Origin of the sequence: Bhargavaea cecembensis (genome assembly GCF_000826125.2) — a bacterium.
Lineage (GTDB): Bacteria > Bacillota > Bacilli > Bacillales_A > Planococcaceae > Bhargavaea > Bhargavaea cecembensis_B.
The window spans coordinates 138,173-155,146 of record NZ_LN651372.1 but is presented as its reverse complement, the minus strand read 5'-3'; the positions used below and the strand labels follow the sequence as shown (position 1 = coordinate 155,146).

Below are 16,974 nucleotides of genomic sequence, written 5' to 3'. Positions count from 1 at the left end.
GGGGGCCAGGCTGCTGCCGGGCAAGATGCTGCTGCCGGTGCGGCCGGCCAGGAAGGTGCGGCGGGCATGCAGATGCCTCCGCAGATGACAGGCCTGCCGACCGTGACGCTGTCCGACGTGGCGACGGTCGACGTCATCAATGAATCCAAGTCGATCTCCCGCACGAACGGCAAGGATTCGATCGGGCTCCAGATCGTCAAAGGCCCTGATGACAACACGGTCGACGTTGTCAACGGCGTCAAGGACGAAAACAAGAAACTCGAGAAAAACTACGGCGTCGACATCGAGTCGACGTTCGACCAGGGAGAGCCGATCGAAGAAGCGGTTTCGACGATGCTCGGCAAGGCGCTTTACGGTGCGCTGTTCGCTGTCATCATCATCCTGCTCTTCCTGCGCAGCTTCAAGACGACGGTCATCTCGGTCGTCTCGATCCCGCTGTCGCTCCTCATGGCGCTGCTCGTGCTCCACTCGATGGACATCACGCTCAACATCATGACGCTCGGCGCGCTTACGGTCGCGATCGGCCGGGTCATCGACGACTCGATCGTCGTCGTGGAAAACATCTACAGGCGGATGCACTTGCCGGACGAACCGCTTCGTGGCAAGAAGCTCATCCTTGAAGCGACGCGCGAAATGTTCATCCCGATCAGCTCGTCCACGATCGTGACGATCGCGGTGTTCCTGCCGCTCGCGCTCGTGACCGGGCAGGTCGGCGAAATGTTCCTGCCGTTCGCGCTCGCCGTCGTCTTCGCCCTGCTCGCGTCGCTCCTCGTCGCGGTCACGGTCGTACCGATGCTGGCACACTCGCTGTTCCGCAGCAACCTGTACGGAGCGGACGGCCGGGCGATGGCAGCCACGAAGACCGAACGTCCGAACCGGCTCGCCAACTGGTACAAAGGCGTGCTCGAATGGGCGCTCAACCATAAATGGATCACGGCCGGCGCATCCGTCGTCCTGCTCGTGGCCAGCTTCTTCCTCGTGCCGCTCATCGGCGTGACGTTCCTGCCGGAAGAAGAACAGAAAGTCGTCATGGCGACCTACAAGCCGGACCCCGGCCAGCCGAAGGAAGACGTGCTGGAAATCGTCGGCCAGGCGGAGAAGATGCTCGAAGACCGCAAAGGCGTTACCTCGTATCAATACTCGATCGAGGAAGCCGGCGGCGGAATGGGCATGATGATGGGGGGCGGTGCGAACTCCGCGCTGTTCTTCGTCGAATATGACTCCGACTTCAAAGACTTCTCCGACGAGCCGCAGAAGCTCGTCGACAAGCTGAACGAGGAATCCGACCAGGGCGAGTGGGGATCGATGGACTTTGCCAATATGAGCGGCGGCTTTGAGCTGTACGTTTACGGAGACAATGAAGAAGACCTCCGGAAGGCGTCCGATCAGGTGACGGACTCGCTGAAGAAGCAGGACGGCCTCGAAAACGTCGAGTCCGGCCTGACCGAAGCGTACGACCAGTACACCTTCGTCGCAGACCAGAAGAAACTCGCCGAACTCGGTCTGACGACGGCACAGGTCGGCATGGCGCTCGCCGACAGCGGCAAAGGCGCCGCGCTGACGACCGTCAAGGAAAACGACGACACGCTTGATGTATTTGTCGCCGTGGATACGAAGGAATACGGCACATTCGACGAACTGAAGAAAACCGAAATTCCGACGGCGCTCGGAACCACGGTGCCGCTCGATGACGTGATGAACGTCGAAGAAGGAGAAGCGCCGACGACCGTCACCCACCGGAACGGCAAGCTGTACACGTCGGTCACGGCGGACATCACGGCGAAAGACACGAACGCCGTCTCGACGGACGCGAAAGCGGCCATCGACAAGCTGGATCTCCCGTCCGGCTCGACCGTCGAATTCGGCGGCATCACCGAACAGATCAATGAATCGTTCACGCAGCTCGGACTCGCCATGGCGGCAGCGGTCGCCATCGTCTACTTCGTCCTCGTCGTGACATTCGGCGGTGCGCTCGCTCCGTTCGCGATCCTGTTCTCGCTGCCGTTCGCCATCATCGGCAGCCTCGTCGCCCTCTGGATCGCCCGCGAGCCGATCAGCGTCTCCGCGATGATCGGGGCACTCATGCTCATCGGGATCGTCGTCACGAACGCGATCGTCTTCATCGACCGCGTCATCCACAAAGAGAAGGAAGGCGAGACGACACGACAGGCACTGCTCGAAGCCGGCGCGACCCGTCTCCGCCCGATTCTCATGACGGCACTCGCAACGATCTTCGCACTCGTGCCGCTCGCAATCGGCGCGGAAGGCGGCGGACTGATCTCGAAGGGCCTCGGCATCACCGTCATCGGCGGCCTCGTCAGCTCCACTCTGCTGACGCTGCTCATCGTGCCGATCGTCTACGAAATCCTCGCCAAATTCCGCCGCAAACCGCTGGTGGAAGAGGAATAAGAAACAGGAAAGCACCCGCCGCGGCGGGTGCTTTTCATTTTGGGACGGGGAGGAACGAAGTCGGCGGCCGCCAGGGAAGCATCCCCTTCCGGCCGAACTCTTCCATCTCGAGGCTCAACTCTTCCACTTCGCGGCCGAACTCTTCCACTTCGAGGCCCAACTCTTCCATCTCGAGGCCGAACTCTTCCACTTCGCGGCCCAACTCTTCCATCTCGCGGCCGAACTCTTCCATCTCACCCCCCCGACTGCAGCAACGCCCCGGCCCACTGAATAAAATCTGCCCGTTTTCCCCATCCTTCTCGGGAAGGAGGATGGACAGATGAAAAAACTGATGATGACCGCGGCGGCGGTCTTGCTGCTCGCGGGCTGCGGGATGAAGATGGGGAAGGAAGCGCAGGTGCCGGTCATGACGGAGGGCGGGCGCGTCGCGATGGAGTCCGATCTGATCAATACGGACGGGAAGGTCATCGGCACGGTGCTCCTCACCGGGGATGACAAAGGGACCGGGATCCGCATCACGGCGGAGGGGCTCGAGCCCGGCGTGAAGGCGATCCACGTCCACAAGACGGGCGTCTGCACGCCGCCGGACTTCGAGTCGGCCGGCTCCCATTTCAATCCGCATGAAAAAGAGCACGGCTTCGAAAACCCGAAAGGCTTCCACGCCGGCGATCTCCCGAACATCGAAGTGGACAAAGACGGCAAGGTGGACCTGGAGACCTTCTCCGAGCATATCTCGCTCAAGGAAGGAACGCCCGGATACCTGCTGGATGAAGACGGCAGCGCCGTTGTCGTCCACGAAGGACCCGACGACTACAAAACCGACCCTGCCGGCAACTCAGGCGCCCGCATCGCCTGCGCCTCATTCAATAAGGAATGACCAAGAAAAGCACCCGCTGCATCATCCGGCGGGTGCTTTTCAGTTGAATCTGTCCGCACACCAAATAAAACCGCAGCCGGCATTGTGTGCGGCTGCGGACGGCGGGCTGCCTTATTTAAACAAGAAGTTTTCGGTGTAGTACGGCTGGTTTTCGCCGTTGAAGGCGACGCCGACGCCGAGGAGGCGGAAGTCATGGTTCAGGATGTTTTTGCGGTGGCCGAGCGAGTTCATGAGGCCTTCGTGGGCGAAGATGGCGCTCGGCTGGCCGTAGGCGAGGTTTTCGCCGGCGCCGCGGAACTGGATGCCGTCTTCCGCCATGCGGTCGAACGGGGACTGGCCGCTGAGGTTCTCGTGGGAGAAGTAGTTGTTCTTCGCCATGTCCTCGCTATGTTTCACGGCGGTGGCGGATGTGCGTCCGTCCCAGTCGAGGACCGGCTCACCGTGTGCGACGCGTGCGGCGTTCGTCAGGTCGAACAGCTGGCGCTCGAATCCTTCCTTGAGCGCGGGGCCGCCCGCTGCGTAAAGGGCGTCGTGGCTGAGTTCCAGTTTCTTGTCGATGACCTGGACGGCGGTGACGGTGTCGTTCTGGTGCAGATCGTAGAAGAAGGTGATGTAGCTGCCGCCGAGCTCGTACACGTCGTATTCCCCGGTGTTCTGGACGAGGAAGGCATTGCGGCCCTTGACGATGCGGTCGAGCGGCTTGCCGTACGCCGCCTCGACATCGGCTTTCGATGAGCCGTATTTGACGCCGGCTTTGGTGGCGATCATGTCCTGGTTCGTGTACAGTCCGGTCACGCGGCCCTTGGCGTCGGCGGCGACCATGACGAAGTTGTGGTAGCCGTCGTGGTAGGTGTTCCAGTCGGTGCCGTACTCATTCACCGTCGAGCGTGCCGGTTCGCCGAGCTCGGCCTGTACGCGGTCGAGCGGGTCCCCGACGGCGAGGTTGTGCACGGTGACGGGCGCATTGGCCGGCGTCTGGATGTCCGGTTTGTCCACCGCTTCCGTTTCCGCACCCTGCTTGCGGGCGCGCTCATCTTTCACGCTCTGCTCGAGTTTGGCGTAGAGCGATTCCGCCCCCTCGCCGATTTTCCCGATTGCTTCATTGACCGCCGGCTTGTCGCGGAAATCAGTGATCGCCTGGTCGATCCGGTCAAGGAACGACAGATCCACGTACCGGGACACCGGCTCCTCCCAGAGCGGCCGGGCCAGGAAAATCAAGACGGCGAGCGCCGCCAGTGCGAATAACTTCCTCACGTGCACACCTCCCCTCGTCCCACCATTTTACCACGCGGAGGGGCGGTTCATGCATTGGGAAGAATTGAGCGGAACGGGAAGGGGAGACAGCGGGAAATTCACGTCCGCAACCACGCAGCCCGGCTGTCAGCAGCTACCCCCGCCCACAGAACGCCAAAACCCCCGTCCAGTCCCGGACGGGGGTCGCATCAACCATCATTCATTCCCGGTAAAAGTAAGGGCCCACGCCCGAGTCCTCAGCCAGGCCCAGCAGCTGGCTGACGGTCACGAACTGGTAGCCCTGCTGCTTCAGACCGGCGATGACGCGGGGGAGCGCATCGGCCGTGGAAGCGTGGATGTCATGCATGAGGACGATCGCGCCCGGATGGACCTTGCCGGCGACGAGCCGGCTGACGGCGTCGGCGTTGCGGCTTTTCCAGTCGAGCGAGTCGACCGACCAGAGGATGATCGGAGCGTGCGATTCCGCGGCGATCTGCTTGACCGCATCGTTGACGGCCCCATACGGCGGGCGGAACACATCCGGCCTGACGCCGGTCGCCGCCTCGATCTTCCGGGCGGAATCCTTGATCTGCGACCGGATGCCGTCCATCCCGTACTTCGTCAGATCCGGGTGGCTGTCGGAGTGGTTGCCGATCTCATGGCCGGCCTCCGCGACCCGGCGCGCCATGTCCGGATAAAACTCCGCCTGGGATCCGAGCATGAAAAATGTCGCCCTCACATCGTTCTGCGCGAGCGTATCGAGCACCCTCGGCGTGACGGTCGGGTGGGGACCGTCGTCGAACGTCAGCGCGATATACTTGCCGGCCGGATCGAGGGGCGCCACATCCGCCCCCGGCCGGGCATCCGAGCCGATCGTGCCGGACGGCTTGTCGACGCCGAGCCGGGCGGCGGCATCCGGTTCCATGAACAGCGACAGATCCCCGTACGGAACATCCGCCCGGACTACGCCCGCCGCTCCTGCCGCGATCTCGTACTCATCGAAGTAAACCGAGAACATTCCGTCCCCGATCGCCCACTTCCACGCCGCCGGGTCGTTCACCGCCATTGCCAGCAGGTCGTCGAACAAATAATCCTTGACCTTGCTTTGGCTCTTGATCGCGGCCTCCACCTTCTCCGAAAGGGCTGCGGCGGTCTCCGGATCCTCCAGGTCGAACAGCTCGCTGAGCGCAACAGGCCGCTTCTCCCGCATGTCGACGATGAACGGCTTCACCTTCGTCATGCCGTTCGCGCCGCCGGTGAACTGGTAAGACGTGAACACGAGGCTGTAAAGCGACTCGCCCGCCTGTTTCGGATCAAGACCAATATTCAAGTGGGCCCTCTGTTCTTTCTTGGACTTCTTCCCTCCGTCATCCAGCTCCCCGTGGAAGGCGCGCTCCTGCTCGGCGATCCACTCCCGGATCGGCGCGTCCACCTGCTCGCTGTCCGACGACACGGCGGATACGGCAGACGTGTAGGCATCCGTATCCTCGACCGTCGTCTTCAGATCCAGGCCGGGGAACACCCCCTTCTGCTCCGTCACGACCGCCTTCGCCTTCCCGCCGTTGCCGTCTTTCCCGGACAGCCCCGGCAAGACGAGACTCAGCCCCAACAACAAAACCGTCGCAAGCCCGACAAGCAGGCCCCACAACGGGATGTGCAACCATTTCACTTTTTTCTTCAACACAGTAAACCAGCCTCTCTGTTCTTGGCCGCCCGGATCTCTCTCTGCCGGGTGACCCCCTATGACTCTAACAGTATAGCATCTGGCGATAGAAGAATGCNGTCGAACGTCAGCGCGATATACTTGCCGGCCGGATCGAGGGGCGCCACATCCGCCCCCGGCCGGGCATCCGAGCCGATCGTGCCGGACGGCTTGTCGACGCCGAGCCGGGCGGCGGCATCCGGTTCCATGAACAGCGACAGATCCCCGTACGGAACATCCGCCCGGACTACGCCCGCCGCTCCTGCCGCGATCTCGTACTCATCGAAGTAAACCGAGAACATTCCGTCCCCGATCGCCCACTTCCACGCCGCCGGGTCGTTCACCGCCATTGCCAGCAGGTCGTCGAACAAATAATCCTTGACCTTGCTTTGGCTCTTGATCGCGGCCTCCACCTTCTCCGAAAGGGCTGCGGCGGTCTCCGGATCCTCCAGGTCGAACAGCTCGCTGAGCGCAACAGGCCGCTTCTCCCGCATGTCGACGATGAACGGCTTCACCTTCGTCATGCCGTTCGCGCCGCCGGTGAACTGGTAAGACGTGAACACGAGGCTGTAAAGCGACTCGCCCGCCTGTTTCGGATCAAGACCAATATTCAAGTGGGCCCTCTGTTCTTTCTTGGACTTCTTCCCTCCGTCATCCAGCTCCCCGTGGAAGGCGCGCTCCTGCTCGGCGATCCACTCCCGGATCGGCGCGTCCACCTGCTCGCTGTCCGACGACACGGCGGATACGGCAGACGTGTAGGCATCCGTATCCTCGACCGTCGTCTTCAGATCCAGGCCGGGGAACACCCCCTTCTGCTCCGTCACGACCGCCTTCGCCTTCCCGCCGTTGCCGTCTTTCCCGGACAGCCCCGGCAAGACGAGACTCAGCCCCAACAACAAAACCGTCGCAAGCCCGACAAGCAGGCCCCACAACGGGATGTGCAACCATTTCACTTTTTTCTTCAACACAGTAAACCAGCCTCTCTGTTCTTGGCCGCCCGGATCTCTCTCTGCCGGGTGACCCCCTATGACTCTAACAGTATAGCATCTGGCGATAGAAGAATGCAGGCCCTGAAAAGATTCAGAAGGATAAGAAAACCGGCGGGCGCGGCGGAGGGATGCGACGGACGGGCACGAAAAAGCAGGCGGGGAAAGGTCGTTCCCCGCCTGCTATATTTCGGGTATCTTGCTTAAGGTTTCAGAATCACTTTCGTACATTCGTCCCCGTGCTCGTAGAACGTCTTGTAGGCGATCGGCGCTTCTTCGAGCGGGACGATGTGGGAGATGATCTCGGTCGGGTCGATCTTGTGCTCGGTGATCATCTTGAACAGTTCGGGCATGAGGTGGGGGACCGGCGCCTGGCCCGTCTTGATCGTCACGTTGCGCTCAAAGAACCGGCCGAGCGGGAATGCGTTGTACCAGAGGCCGTATACGCCGGTGAGCTGGACGGTCCCGAAGCGGCGGACGGCGCGGTGGGCGGTCCGGATGGCGCCGAGCGAGCCGCCCTGTGTTTTCAGCTTCTGCTGGGCCTTTTCGATCGGCGTCTTTTCCCCGTCCATCCCGACGCAGTCGATGACGACATCCGCACCGCCGTTCGTCAGATGGTGCAGGTAATCGCCTGTTTCGTTCGGGTCTTTATACGGGACCGTCTCGACGCGGTTCATCCGGCGCGCCTTCTCCAGCCGGTACGGCACGCTGTCGACCGCGATGACCCGCTCGGCGCCCATCATCCATGCAAACTTCTGCGTCATGAGCCCGATCGGCCCGCTGCCGAGCACGACGACCGAATCACCTTTCTTCACGCCGGAGTGGAGCACGCTCCAGTAGGCGGTCGGCAGCACGTCCGACATGAACAGCACCGCCTCATCCGGCACTTCCGCCGATTCCGGAATGACGAACGGCAGGAAATTCCCGAACGGCACGCGCATGTACTCCGCCTGGCCGCCCGGATGGTTGCCGAACATCTCCGTGTAGCCGAAATAGCCGCCGAAGTCGGTGTGCGGCGTCGGATTGGAATCAGGGTGCTCGCACTGGCTCTCCATGTCGTGCGTGCAGTACCAGCAGTCGCCGCATGCCACGTTGAACGGGATGACGACCCGGTCGCCCTTCTTCACCTTCGTCACGGCCTTCCCGGTCTCGACGACGATGCCCATCGGCTCATGGCCGATCACATAACCGTGGCGGGTCGGGATGGAACCGAGGTAAATATGCAGGTCGGACCCGCAGATGGCGGTCGATGTAACGCGGATGATGATATCATCATCTTTCTCGATCTTCGGGGCTTCAACTTTTTTCACCTGGATGTCTTTCGTGCCCTGGAACGTAACGGCTCTCATTCGGATTCCTCCTTTGGGTGTCTCCTCTATGGATTGCCGTTTGGCGGCGGGAGTAAACGCGGGGGGTGCGGGAGGGCGCGGGACAAGGTATACTAAAAGGACGGAAAAACTTTGAACGGAAGAGGGGGAGAGCGGATGATCTTCGGAATGGACAGCATCCCGGGCTGGTTTTACGTTGTGGCGATCTGCGTCGTCCTCCTGTTCGTCTTCTTCGCCGAGTGGTGGACGAGATGACGGGGAAGACGATGAAGATCCAGCAGCCGAAACTCGGCAAAGTGTTGCCGGAGGCGAGCTGGGAAGAGGCGTTCGACCCGGAGGACGGCGCCCTGCATGCAGTCTGCGTGGACGGCGGGCGGGCAATCGCGGACGGCGGACGGGTCCGGCTCGACGGCGCCGAATTCAGGAAAGTCGACTTCCGGGGATTCGAAGCACCCGGCTCGGAGCTCCTCGACGTCATATTCGACGGCTGCGACCTGTCGAACGCCGACTTCTCCCGCTCCTCGCTGCACCGGTGTGAATTCCGGCGGATGAAGCTCACCGGCGCCATCTTCAGCGAATCCTCGCTCCGCGACGTCCGGTTCGATGGCTGTGCCGGCCGGTACATCAGCTTCAACTTCTCGAAAATGCAGCGCGTCCGCTTCGATGACGGCGAAATGGAATCCGCCGACTTCGTCGGNCACCGCCTCATCCGGCACTTCCGCCGATTCCGGAATGACGAACGGCAGGAAATTCCCGAACGGCACGCGCATGTACTCCGCCTGGCCGCCCGGATGGTTGCCGAACATCTCCGTGTAGCCGAAATAGCCGCCGAAGTCGGTGTGCGGCGTCGGATTGGAATCAGGGTGCTCGCACTGGCTCTCCATGTCGTGCGTGCAGTACCAGCAGTCGCCGCATGCCACGTTGAACGGGATGACGACCCGGTCGCCCTTCTTCACCTTCGTCACGGCCTTCCCGGTCTCGACGACGATGCCCATCGGCTCATGGCCGATCACATAACCGTGGCGGGTCGGGATGGAACCGAGGTAAATATGCAGGTCGGACCCGCAGATGGCGGTCGATGTAACGCGGATGATGATATCATCATCTTTCTCGATCTTCGGGGCTTCAACTTTTTTCACCTGGATGTCTTTCGTGCCCTGGAACGTAACGGCTCTCATTCGGATTCCTCCTTTGGGTGTCTCCTCTATGGATTGCCGTTTGGCGGCGGGAGTAAACGCGGGGGGTGCGGGAGGGCGCGGGACAAGGTATACTAAAAGGACGGAAAAACTTTGAACGGAAGAGGGGGAGAGCGGATGATCTTCGGAATGGACAGCATCCCGGGCTGGTTTTACGTTGTGGCGATCTGCGTCGTCCTCCTGTTCGTCTTCTTCGCCGAGTGGTGGACGAGATGACGGGGAAGACGATGAAGATCCAGCAGCCGAAACTCGGCAAAGTGTTGCCGGAGGCGAGCTGGGAAGAGGCGTTCGACCCGGAGGACGGCGCCCTGCATGCAGTCTGCGTGGACGGCGGGCGGGCAATCGCGGACGGCGGACGGGTCCGGCTCGACGGCGCCGAATTCAGGAAAGTCGACTTCCGGGGATTCGAAGCACCCGGCTCGGAGCTCCTCGACGTCATATTCGACGGCTGCGACCTGTCGAACGCCGACTTCTCCCGCTCCTCGCTGCACCGGTGTGAATTCCGGCGGATGAAGCTCACCGGCGCCATCTTCAGCGAATCCTCGCTCCGCGACGTCCGGTTCGATGGCTGTGCCGGCCGGTACATCAGCTTCAACTTCTCGAAAATGCAGCGCGTCCGCTTCGATGACGGCGAAATGGAATCCGCCGACTTCGTCGGCTGCGAACTCAAAGGCGTGGAATTCGGGAGGAACCGGCTCGACGACGCCAGCTTCCTCGATACCGACCTCACCGGCATCGACCTCACACAGGCCGAATACGCGAACATCACCGTCAGCCCGCAGCTCCTCGCCGGCTGCCGCGTCACCCGCGACCAGGCCATCGGATTCGCGCGGACGTTCGGACTGGAGATTGAAGAGTGAGGCTGCAGGTGAGATCCCAAACGTTTTGAGGGAGATACACAACGCTTTGGCGGAGATACACAACGCTTTGGCGGAGATACACAACGTTTTGAGGGAGATACACAACGTTTCCGCCAAGATACACAACGTTTTTGCGGAAACTCGCGCAGCCGAGGATAAAAGCAACGCTTGGGCGGATAAAGATAACGCTTCGCCCGATAAAGATAACGTTTCAGCGGATAAAGATAACGCTCCGCTCGATAAAGATAACGCTCCCGCACATGCAATCAGAACAGGAAAAGGAAGGTGTACGCATGCTCAGCTTTGCAGAAAAAGAGGCCATCATCGGGAAGTTCCCGGAACTCACCCGGAAGGAAGTGTCGATGGGCCGCGTGAATTATCACTTCGACGAGTCGCTCCATGAGAAGAAGATCGTCGTCCGGCATCTCCACGAAAACGGCAACGGCTTCGTGTACGTCGGCAAGCTGCCGGAGTATGATGCCGACAAAAAAGGCTTCATTAATATTCGCGATTTCTCCGCAGAAGAACTTGAGCAAGTGATTGCCGATGCGATCGCTTACCTCTCGACCGACCCGGCAGGCGAACCCGTCGACGAAAAGTGGAAAAACCGTGAAGGCACCGTGCTTCATCTGAAAGAGGAAAACGGCTACTTCAACCTGTACTACGGTGACAACCTGGAAGAGGGATTCGGTTCTGCCAAGGAAGCGCACGTCTATCTGCTGGACGAAGGCTTCCGTCCGCAGGGAGGCGGCAAGAACTGATGGACGGAAAGAAATTCCTGCTCGTCTTCATGACGATCTTCATTCTCGTCATTGTCGGTGTCCTGCTTTCATTCTGGGTGTTCTACAAGGTGGATCAATAACTTGCACAGCCGTCCCGGGAAGGAGGGGCGGCTGCTTTTGGTCAGGGGGATAGAGAATGAGGCTTCAAGAAATCCTCGGATTGGTGAGGGATAATTTTTACTTGGCGCTGTTCGCGGTCGGAGCGATCGCCGTCCTCTTTGCGCTGCTTTACTTGATCGGCCGCAAGACGTTTCTTAAAGGAAGGAGCCCCCTGTCACTGGGGCGGCTGATCGTGCTCGCCGCATTCACCGGCTACATGATCATGGTGGCGGGTGTCACGTTTTTAAACAGGGGACCGGGCTATCATGCCGGCGTTGACTTGTCCTTGTTCTCGACTTACCGTGAGGCGTGGCATCTCTTCAGCGTCCGGCACTGGCAATTCATTTACCTGAACATTCTCATGCTCGTCCCGTTCGGCGCCCTGCTGCCGCTACTTCATCCGCGGTTCAGAAAAGCGGCGTGGACGATCGGGCTGGCGGCCTTGCTTACGCTGTCGATTGAGACCATCCAGCTGATCACCGGCTACGGCAACTTTGTGGCCGACGACCTGTTCAATAATATCCTCGGCGCGATTATCGGCTACGGCCTCACGATGGGCTTCATCCGTCAGAAGGAAAAAGGAGCCAAGCGGTCGCTGATTCTCTTTTCGCCGCTGCTGCTCGTAGTGGTTCTGTCCGCCGGCCTATTCGGCTATTACGAAGCGAAGGAGTTCGGAAATCTTTCGATCGTACCGGCGCACCGGGCGGATTTGAAACAGGCAGCGGTCTCAGCGGACATTGATATGAATAAAACCGGCGGAACAGCCCCGGTCTACCGGGCACCCGTCCTTACCAAGGAAGCGGCTGACGAGTTTGCACGTGACTTTTTCAAGCACCGGGGCAAGGAGCCGACCGAAATCGAAGACCTTTCCTATCCTGAAGAAGGCCTGTATAGGGTGCAGGGGGAGCCGTCCTACCAGCTGTCCGTCCGGTACCGGGACGGGAGCTTCAGCATGACGGACTTTTCGCAGCTGGATGACGGCATGGAGCCGATGGATACGGATGAAGAAACAGTAAGGGAGGACCTGTCACAGTTCGGAGTCGAGATTCCCCGGGACGCCGAATTTCGGCAGACCGGTCCGGGAACGTACGAATGGGCCGTGAATCAGCAAGAAAGCGGGGACCGGATGACGGATGGCACGCTGGCCGCCGTGTATTACAACGACGGCACGGTGAAGGAACTCGACAACCGCCTCATCACCTATGAGAAGGTGAGGGAAGCCGGGCTGAAGAGTGAACAAGACGCCTATCAAGAGCTTCTGAAGGGGAAGTTCCTGACACTTCCGGAGACCCGGAAGATCGGCACTCTCCAGGTCCACGACGTCAGGGTGACTCATTCCCTCGACTCCAAAGGCTACTACCAGCCGGTCTATGCCTTCCGCTGCACGCTCGACGGGGAAGACACGACGCTGTTGATACCGGCGATGGCTCACTAAAAAGACTTCGCGTACGGACAATTCCAGTCCGGCATGTAGCGGGTTCGGTTAATGGGGAGAAAACGATAAAGCGCACATTAATTTCTACCCCAATCGGCATATGATTCGCACCATAATTAACAGTGTAAATAGCAATGAAAAACGCACAGACGACACTGTGCGTTTTTCATTGCCGTATTCTGTTGCGGTGACTTATTCAACAATCGCGCCCGATTGGTGAAGAACCAAATTAGTTACTTTACCGCCTTCCAAATTGTCCATCTGTCTTTTTCAATTATGCTATTTTCAACTGAAATCGCATCATCTATGTGGTTAATTAATAATTGCAATTCGCTGTCATCTAATTCATGTAGTACATTCTGTATGCTTCTTTAAAACAGGATTCTAAATCCTCAATGTGATGTATCAATGCCCTTTCAAGCACTAATTCGAAACTATTACACACCAAACCCGTTTTAAAAGCATCACCATGCTTAAACGAAATGTTTTCGTATGCTTCACAATTTTCTCTTGCACCTGCAAGAATAGATTCAGAAAAATCGATACCAGTAACAGAATCAATACCCATGTCAGCTAATGCTTTAGAGTAAATTCCACCACCACAACCAATATCCAAAGCATTAGAAATATCTTCAACAGTTATTAAGTTATTGATTATATCAATCCAGGAGTTATCAGCCTTTCGCGTAGTATAAGTATTGCGAGCTTTATCACTATGAAAGTTAATTCCCATTAATATTTCGCCTCCCGTTCTTAATTGATTCCGTTAAATGGCTCCGTTTGTCGAATGAGCCGATTTCTTATCTCTCTATTTCATCACAAAATCTTTTGTCCCTTTCACTGTTTTCAGCCATTTCGAAAATGACTTTTCGACCTACAATTAACATTCAACAGCACATAATTTTATGTGGTGTTGTGAATTGTCGTGCTAATGCCTATTCCAATTCACCTCAAATAGAAGCCATAACGTTGATACAACGACAAAAATAGGGATGCCAATTCATAGGCGAGTTGCATCCCTAATCGGTATGCTATTTACTGTTTTCTCCCCGTGTTCCGAACCCCTTATCCGGCACGCGAAATTTTTTTCTAATTCAGTTCCCCAAGTGAAGTCGGCGGTGCAACTCGCGGACTTCTTCAGCAAGCTCCGGAACAGGCCCGTCCACCTCGGTGTCGCGAATCACTTCCAGGATCGGAAGGTTGCGAACGCGGGACTGCGACGGATCCATTCCCATTTCACTGAGCCACTGCGCCAGCTGTTCCGACGAACTGGCGTAGACGATCCGCCCGAGGCCCATCCAGCCGTGGGCGGCGGCGCACATCGGGCAATGCTCGCCGGACGTATAGACCGTCGCCGCTTTTCTTTCTTCCGGCGTCAGATTCCCGGCCGCCCAGCGAGCCAGGGCAAATTCGGGATGCTGCGTGTGATCCCCGCCCGCCACATGGTTGTGGTCCTCTATGAGCACCTCACCGCCGGCTGAAACGAGAATGGAACCGAACGGCTCATCGCCTTTTTCCAAAGCTTCCGCCGCCAGCGCCACGCAGCGGCGCAGGTGTTTCAGGTCTGTTTCATTGATCACTTAAAATCTCCTCCATTCTGCCATAGTTGCTGACTTTCATTTTGGGTCTTCGTTGGAAACTGACAGATCCTGCACTGCTCGGAGGTCATCTTCCAATTGTTCCACTGTGTATTCCAGGCAGGGAATATTCTTCGCTTTCAGCACGTCATAAACCCGGAGAGCATACTCACTCCTGATTCGGCCCATACACCCGCTTCTCCACTGAGGATTCATGCCCCTGCAGGCGTTTCTCCAATGTGTTTTTCCAGTTCACGGCGAGGAGGGCACAGGAGGCGAGAGCGGCGGTGCGTTCCCGGTCGTCTTTGCCGTGGTACATGACGTCGTTGCATTCGGCGATCGTCCACTGGGGATACGGGCGTTCGATCAGTTCGAGATGGATGCCCGATTGGATGGAGCCTTCTTGCAGGACGCGGAAGTACCAGCCGGTCAGCCCGGTGTTCTGGATCCTCAGAGAGAAGTCGAGGACACGGAATCGTCTCGCCGGCTTCCAGCAAGGCCGCCTTGGCTGGGAAACCTGGATCAGCGCATCGCCGAGCCGGTAGGTGTCGCCGATGCAGACGGTGGTTTCATCCATGTCGGTGACGGACAGGTTTTCACCCATTGCGCCTGCGCCTATGGAGTCGAGCTCCAGGTCTTCTTTCCAGTAGTCGTAATGCCGGAGGGGATAGGCGAACAGCGCCTTTTCCGGTCCGCCGTGATTTTTCGTGTCGGCCACCTGGTCGCCAACCAATCCGGTTGTGGTGAGCGTGAGCGGAAGCTCCTTCTCCGTCTTGAAAATGGCGCTTTCCCATTCCCTGTCCATCGGACGCTTGGCGTCCGGGTCGCCCATCGTCTTCACTTTTCCTGTAAATGTTTTGTAGACAAACGGTTGATTCATCATTGCACCTGCCAAATCCATCATATTTTCAGCGTCCGGCCGGTATCCATGCCTTCCGGACAACCATTCTTTCCGTTAATATAATAGTAACAGATAAATCAGACGGGGAAATGCCTATGAAACCAAAAAACAGAACGGCGGGCCTGTTGCTCGTCATGTCGGGGGCTATCTTCTGGGGCGTCGGCGGGACCGTTTCCCAGAAACTGTTCCAGCAATACGGCATCGAGGTGAACTGGCTCGTTTCGACCCGGCTGCTCATCGCCGGCATCCTTCTGCTCGCCGTCCAGTTCCTCTGGAAGGATCGTGCGCAAATCCTGGACGTCTGGCGGAACAAGACGACCGCTTTCCGCCTCGTCCTGTTCGGTCTGCTCGGCATGCTGGCGGTCCAGTATACATACATGGCGTCCATCGACCACGGCAATGCGGCGGTCGCGACGCTCCTGCAATACTTGGCGCCGGTTATGATCATCGTCTATACCGTTTTGCGGAAACAGGCGGTTCTGAGCGGCCGGGACATCGGGACGGTCATCTTGGCACTCGGCGGCTGTTTCCTCCTGCTGACGAACGGTTCGCTCGCCGGGCTGTCCGTCCCGATGCCGGCTATCATTTGGGGCGTCCTGTCGGGCGTATCGCTCGCGTTTTATACACTTTATGCCGTCCCGCTTCTGGCCCGGTTTGATTCCCTCGTTATCGTCGGCTGGGCGATGACGATCGGCGGGGCGGCGCTGAGCTTCATTCATCCGCCGTGGAAAGTAAATCTGGCGGGGCTGCCGCCTGAAGCATACGGCTACCTGATCTTCGTTATCCTCTTCGGGACGATGCTGTCCTTCTGGTTTTACATCGAAAGCCTCCAGAGCCTGGCACCGAAAGAAACGAGTCTCCTCGGCAGCCTGGAGCCGCTTGCCGCCGTGCTCACGACGGTGTTCTGGCTCGGGGAACCATTCGGCTTCTTCCAATGGCTCGGGACGGGCTGCCTCATCGGCATGATCCTGATGCTGGCACTGACCAAAAGTCGGAGGGAGCCTGCCGAGGCGAAGCAGGAAGTGGATTTCTAACGTGTTTATCCGGGGCGGGAGAAAGGGAAAAGGGGATAAAGGGGAAGATTCCATGAGGGAGACGAAAAAGCGCAACCGGCTGTTGCTGCTGTTTGCATCCGGAATGGCGGTCGGGATGTTTGTATTGCCAAAAATGATCGGTTTCTTCTGATAGGAACAGACGGCTGCTCCGAAATGGGAGCAGCCGCGTTTCAATATTCTTTTCGTAATATCCTCGTAATGCCACTTTACCCCTTATCATTACTGTTAGATACTAATGCGAAAATAAACATTAAGTTCTTCATAGATCTCTCGCCTCCATTTTAACTATTGTATGGTGCTTTAACTAATCAAGAAAAGGGAGTCGAAGGAGAGGTGTTTTTATTAAGGAAAAGTAGCGTGTTTTGGTTGGTTATGTTGGCAATCATCGTTGCGGGAGTATCTTTTTTAGTAGCTAATAATGAAAGTTCCGTAAATGAGCCTCCCAAAGAAAGTATAGCCGAAAAAGTATCACATTCATCGGATCAGGTGGGGAGTTTATATGGCCCTGGGAATGAGCAATAAACAAGCGCAGAA

At 58.3% G+C, this 16,974-nt stretch carries 14 protein-coding genes and 2 pseudogenes; 7 read left to right on the top strand and 9 right to left on the bottom strand.

From position 1 onward, the window contains the following. Positions 1–2,409 (top strand): efflux RND transporter permease subunit (locus BN1189_RS03455; protein ID WP_040225497.1); only part of this gene is annotated, 2,409 nt, incomplete at its 5' end. Between the two features lie 34 nt (positions 2,410–2,443). Here the strand turns inward: BN1189_RS03455 and BN1189_RS03450 are convergent. Continuing rightward, entirely contained in the window at positions 2,444–2,641 is a 198-nt protein-coding gene (locus tag BN1189_RS03450) for a hypothetical protein (protein WP_040225437.1), read from the bottom strand. Positions 2,642–2,728: 87 nt separating this feature from the next. Between BN1189_RS03450 and BN1189_RS03445 the strand changes: the two genes are divergently transcribed. Beyond that, positions 2,729–3,286, top strand: coding sequence for a superoxide dismutase family protein (locus BN1189_RS03445; RefSeq protein ID WP_040225435.1), 558 nt, complete (start codon positions 2,729–2,731; stop codon positions 3,284–3,286). Between the two features lie 111 nt (positions 3,287–3,397). On the opposite strand, the gene BN1189_RS03440 is transcribed toward BN1189_RS03445, so the two are convergent. The 4 genes from BN1189_RS03440 to BN1189_RS03425 form a co-directional block, all read right to left on the bottom strand. After that, a complete protein-coding gene (locus BN1189_RS03440; protein WP_040225434.1) occupies positions 3,398–4,540 on the bottom strand; it encodes a CAP domain-containing protein in 1,143 nt (380 codons plus the stop codon). A 199-nt stretch (positions 4,541–4,739) separates the two neighbouring features. Continuing rightward, a complete protein-coding gene (locus BN1189_RS03435) occupies positions 4,740–6,203 on the bottom strand; it encodes a polysaccharide deacetylase family protein (protein WP_098049675.1) in 1,464 nt (487 codons plus the stop codon). Positions 6,204–6,259: 56 nt separating this feature from the next. After that, the gene (locus tag BN1189_RS16850; RefSeq protein WP_441296250.1) at positions 6,260–6,715 is read right to left on the bottom strand and encodes a DUF3298 domain-containing protein; all 456 of its coding nucleotides are present in this window, start codon (positions 6,713–6,715) and stop codon (positions 6,260–6,262) included. Between the two features lie 695 nt (positions 6,716–7,410). Beyond that, entirely contained in the window at positions 7,411–8,556 is a 1,146-nt protein-coding gene (locus tag BN1189_RS03425) for a zinc-dependent alcohol dehydrogenase (protein ID WP_040225432.1), read from the bottom strand. Between the two features lie 230 nt (positions 8,557–8,786). On the opposite strand from BN1189_RS03425, the pseudogene BN1189_RS16730 reads away from it, so the two are divergent. After that, positions 8,787–9,086: pseudogene (locus tag BN1189_RS16730) on the top strand (pentapeptide repeat-containing protein); the annotation flags it as partial. A 147-nt stretch (positions 9,087–9,233) separates the two neighbouring features. Here the strand turns inward: BN1189_RS16730 and BN1189_RS16725 are convergent. Next, positions 9,234–9,713, bottom strand: a pseudogene (locus tag BN1189_RS16725) (alcohol dehydrogenase catalytic domain-containing protein); the annotation flags it as partial. Between the two features lie 230 nt (positions 9,714–9,943). Here BN1189_RS16725 and BN1189_RS03415 point away from each other — a divergent pair. The 3 genes from BN1189_RS03415 (at position 9,944) to BN1189_RS03405 (ending at position 12,907) form a co-directional block, all read left to right on the top strand. Beyond that, a complete protein-coding gene (locus tag BN1189_RS03415; protein WP_052455605.1) occupies positions 9,944–10,591 on the top strand; it encodes a pentapeptide repeat-containing protein in 648 nt (215 codons plus the stop codon). 293 nt (positions 10,592–10,884) lie between these two features. Beyond that, a complete protein-coding gene (locus BN1189_RS03410; protein ID WP_040225430.1) occupies positions 10,885–11,352 on the top strand; it encodes a hypothetical protein in 468 nt (155 codons plus the stop codon). A 157-nt stretch (positions 11,353–11,509) separates the two neighbouring features. Beyond that, positions 11,510–12,907, top strand: a complete 1,398-nt coding sequence (locus BN1189_RS03405; RefSeq protein ID WP_040225429.1) for a VanZ family protein — start codon at positions 11,510–11,512, stop codon at positions 12,905–12,907. A gap of 340 nt (positions 12,908–13,247) precedes the next feature. On the opposite strand, the gene BN1189_RS03400 is transcribed toward BN1189_RS03405, so the two are convergent. From BN1189_RS03400 to BN1189_RS03390, 3 genes are all read right to left on the bottom strand, one after another. Next, positions 13,248–13,640 (bottom strand): class I SAM-dependent methyltransferase, encoded by a 393-nt coding sequence (locus tag BN1189_RS03400; protein WP_052455604.1) that lies wholly within the window; start codon positions 13,638–13,640, stop codon positions 13,248–13,250. A 361-nt stretch (positions 13,641–14,001) separates the two neighbouring features. After that, the gene (locus BN1189_RS03395) at positions 14,002–14,487 is read right to left on the bottom strand and encodes a nucleoside deaminase (protein ID WP_040225428.1); all 486 of its coding nucleotides are present in this window, start codon (positions 14,485–14,487) and stop codon (positions 14,002–14,004) included. 166 nt (positions 14,488–14,653) lie between these two features. Next, positions 14,654–15,364, bottom strand: coding sequence for an MOSC domain-containing protein (locus tag BN1189_RS03390; protein ID WP_040225487.1), 711 nt, complete (start codon positions 15,362–15,364; stop codon positions 14,654–14,656). 116 nt (positions 15,365–15,480) lie between these two features. On the opposite strand from BN1189_RS03390, the gene BN1189_RS03385 reads away from it, so the two are divergent. Beyond that, complete coding sequence (locus BN1189_RS03385; protein ID WP_040225427.1) at positions 15,481–16,419, top strand: EamA family transporter; 939 nt, start codon at positions 15,481–15,483, stop codon at positions 16,417–16,419. The last annotated feature ends 555 nt before the right edge of the window (positions 16,420–16,974 follow it).

Excerpts from the sequence above, each read along its gene's own strand:
- BN1189_RS03450 (WP_040225437.1), bottom strand. The coding sequence starts at position 2,641 with ATGGAAGAGTTCGGCCGCGAGATGGAAGAGTTGGGCCGCGAAGTGGAA.
- BN1189_RS03445 (WP_040225435.1), top strand. The coding sequence starts at position 2,729 with ATGAAAAAACTGATGATGACCGCGGCGGCGGTCTTGCTGCTCGCGGGC.
- BN1189_RS03425 (WP_040225432.1), bottom strand. The coding sequence starts at position 8,556 with ATGAGAGCCGTTACGTTCCAGGGCACGAAAGACATCCAGGTGAAAAAA.
- BN1189_RS03415 (WP_052455605.1), top strand. The coding sequence starts at position 9,944 with ATGACGGGGAAGACGATGAAGATCCAGCAGCCGAAACTCGGCAAAGTG.
- BN1189_RS03410 (WP_040225430.1), top strand. The coding sequence starts at position 10,885 with ATGCTCAGCTTTGCAGAAAAAGAGGCCATCATCGGGAAGTTCCCGGAA.
- BN1189_RS03405 (WP_040225429.1), top strand. The coding sequence starts at position 11,510 with ATGAGGCTTCAAGAAATCCTCGGATTGGTGAGGGATAATTTTTACTTG.
- BN1189_RS03400 (WP_052455604.1), bottom strand. The coding sequence starts at position 13,640 with ATGGGAATTAACTTTCATAGTGATAAAGCTCGCAATACTTATACTACG.
- BN1189_RS03390 (WP_040225487.1), bottom strand. The coding sequence starts at position 15,364 with ATGAATCAACCGTTTGTCTACAAAACATTTACAGGAAAAGTGAAGACG.
- BN1189_RS03385 (WP_040225427.1), top strand. The coding sequence starts at position 15,481 with ATGAAACCAAAAAACAGAACGGCGGGCCTGTTGCTCGTCATGTCGGGG.